The organism is Bradyrhizobium sp., from assembly GCF_030646015.1.
Taxonomy (GTDB): Bacteria; Pseudomonadota; Alphaproteobacteria; order Rhizobiales; family Xanthobacteraceae; genus Bradyrhizobium.
The window spans coordinates 1-2943 of record NZ_JAUSLT010000114.1; the positions used below are offsets into that span (position 1 = coordinate 1).

3 protein-coding genes are annotated in these 2943 nt (G+C 62.8%); 2 read left to right on the top strand and 1 reads right to left on the bottom strand.

Annotated features, from left to right (window positions below; genetic code table 11):
* A partial coding sequence (locus Q7T45_RS18180; RefSeq protein ID WP_304872418.1) for an alpha/beta hydrolase occupies positions 1-483 on the bottom strand: 483 nt, incomplete at its 3' end.
* A gap of 314 nt (positions 484-797) precedes the next feature.
* On the opposite strand from Q7T45_RS18180, the gene Q7T45_RS18185 reads away from it, so the two are divergent.
* Positions 798-1964, top strand: coding sequence for a cysteine desulfurase family protein (locus tag Q7T45_RS18185; protein WP_304872419.1), 1167 nt, complete (start codon positions 798-800; stop codon positions 1962-1964).
* 85 nt (positions 1965-2049) lie between these two features.
* A partial coding sequence (sufB, locus tag Q7T45_RS18190) for a Fe-S cluster assembly protein SufB (protein WP_304872421.1) occupies positions 2050-2943 on the top strand: 894 nt, incomplete at its 3' end.

A 2943-nucleotide genomic window follows, 5' to 3' on the forward strand; every position in this document is an offset into this window, starting at 1 on the left:
CGGCACCACCGCATCCTTCTCGCCATGCACGATCAGGCCCGACGACGGGCAGGGTGCCAGGAACGAGAAGTCGTAAAGGTTGGCGGGCGGCGCGATCGAGATAAAACCTTCGACCTCGGGCCGGCGCATCAAAAGCTGCATGCCGATCCAGGCGCCGAACGAGAAGCCGGCGACCCAGCAGGCGCGCGCCTCGGGATTGATGGTCTGCGCCCAGTCGAGCGCGGAGGCGGCATCGGACAACTCGCCGGTGCCGTGATCGAACGAGCCCTGGCTGCGGCCGACGCCGCGAAAATTGAAGCGCAGCACCGAGAAGCCGCGATGCGCGAAGGCGTAGTAGCACTGGTAGATGATCTGGTGATTCATCGTGCCGTGAAACTGCGGATGCGGATGCAGCACCATCGCGATCGGCGCGTTCTTCTGCTTGGCCGGATGATAACGGCCTTCGAGGCGGCCTGCGGGGCCGGTGAAGATGACTTCAGGCATTTTGATTCCTCGGCAAAATCAACCGCCTTTGGGCGGCTTCATCCGGCATGTTCGCCAATGAAGCCTTGCAGAGTTAAAGGGGCGGATCAGGCGTCGTTTGGCGCGATGCGAACGGCGCTCGGTGAACTGGAGGCCGCGTTCTAGCATGAGGCGAGGGGCCAAAAGCAAGCTTCTTGAACATCTCGCAGTGCGTTCAACGCGTTAGCGTTTGCGATTGTCAGGCGACGGGGTGATCCCCACTTGCGATAAGGTTGCCCGGGCCGGTTTTGGCGGCCGCCGTCGCGCATACGTCTATAAGGTAATATAATACTACCATGCCGGACCGGATCTATCTCGACTGGAATGCGACCACGCCGCTGCGCCCCGAGGCCAGAGAGGCGATGGCGGCGGCATGGGAACTCAGCGGCAATCCCTCGTCGGTGCACGCCGAAGGCCGCCAGGCCCGCCGGCTGGTCGAGGAGGCGCGGGCCAGGGTCGCGGGCGCCGTCGGCGCCTCGCCGCGCAACCTCGTCTTTACGTCGGGTGGAACCGAGGCCAATGCGCTGGCGCTGACACCGGGCTTGCGGCGTGGGGCCGGACTTCCGGCGCAAAGGCTGCTGGTCTCAGCGATAGAGCACGCCTCGGTGCTGTCGGGCGGCCGGTTTCCGGCTGAAGCGATCGAACAGGTCGGCGTCACCCGTTCGGGCCAGCTCGACCTCAACCACCTGCGGGCGCTGCTGGCGGGCGGCCCCCCGGCATTGGTCTCGGTGATGCTTGCCAACAACGAGACCGGCGCACTTCAGCCGGTAAATGAGGCCGCTGAGATCGTACATCAAGCGGGCGGGCTGCTGCATGTCGATGCGATCCAGGCTTTTGGAAAGATACCGTTCGATATCAATGCTTTGGATGCCGATCTGGTGACGGTTTCTGCGCACAAGATCGGCGGTCCCAAGGGCGTCGGCGCCTTGATTTTGGCGGATGGTGTGCTTGGCCTCGAGCCGGTGCTGCGGGGCGGCGGTCAGGAACTCGGCCGTCGGGCCGGGACCGAGAACGTGGCGGGAATCGCGGGGTTCGGCGCGGCGGCGCAGGCCGTTATGGGCACGCTGGAACATGACGCAGCCCGTCTCGGAGCGCTGCGAAGCCAGCTTGAAAGCGGCTTGCGGCGGACCCCCGGGATCATCGTGTTCTCCGGCGAGGTCCCCCGACTGCCCAACACCGTCCTGTTCACGGTTCCCGGGCTCAGGGCGGAAACGGCCGTGATCGGCTTCGATCTCGCCGGTATTGCGGTATCATCGGGTTCGGCCTGTTCCTCGGGCAAGGTTCAGCCTTCCCACGTGCTGGAAGCCATGGGGGTAGGCCCTGACCTCGCCCAGGGAGCCGTGCGGCTCAGTATGGGCTGGTCCACGACATCGCAGGACATTGATCGCTGCCTTGAGGCTTGGCTTAAGCTTGCCGGTACACTACTTAGAGGGAGCGACGAAACACTGCTTGAACGGTTCTAAGGCAGGTGATTTCCTCGAAGAAACATCGTAAAGCTTCTGGAAGTGATCCACACCGCGGTCCTTGAAACCGCGAGCGGAGGATGGAATGGCGGCCGTACAAGAGACCGTTGATCGGGTTCGCCGGATCGACGTCGATCAATATCGTTATGGATTCGAGACGCTTATCGAGTCCGATAAGGCCCCCAAGGGGCTGTCGGAAGATACCGTCCGCTTCATCTCCGCGAAAAAGAACGAACCGGCCTGGATGCTGGAATGGCGTCTGGAGGCGTATCGCCGCTGGCTGACCATGACCGAGCCGAAATGGGCCCGGGTCGACTATCCTAAAATCGACTACCAGGATCTCTATTATTACTCGGCGCCGAAGCCGAAGAAGACCATCGGCTCGCTCGACGAGATCGACCCTGAAATCCTCGAGACCTACAAGAAGCTCGGCATTCCCCTGCGCGAGGTCGAGGTGCTGGAAGGCGTGGTGCGCCCGGAAGGCGAGCGCCGCATCGCGGTCGATGCCGTGTTCGATTCGGTCTCGGTCGCGACCACGTTCCAGAAGGAGCTGAAGCAGGCCGGCGTGATCTTCATGCCGATCTCGGAAGCGATCCGCGAGCATCCCGAGCTGGTGCGCAAATATCTCGGCACCGTGGTGCCGACCTCGGACAATTATTTCGCGACGCTGAATTCGGCTGTGTTCTCCGACGGGTCATTCGTCTACGTGCCGCCGGGCGTGCGCTGCCCGATGGAGCTGTCGACATATTTCCGCATCAATGAGCGTAACACCGGCCAGTTCGAGCGCACCCTGATCATCGCCGACAAGGGCGCCTATGTCAGCTATCTCGAAGGCTGCACCGCGCCGCAGCGCGACGAGAACCAGCTGCACGCAGCCGTGGTCGAACTCGTCACGCACGATGACGCCGAGATCAAATATTCGACGGTGCAGAACTGGTATCCCGGCAACTCCGAAGGCAAGGGCGGCATCTACAATTTC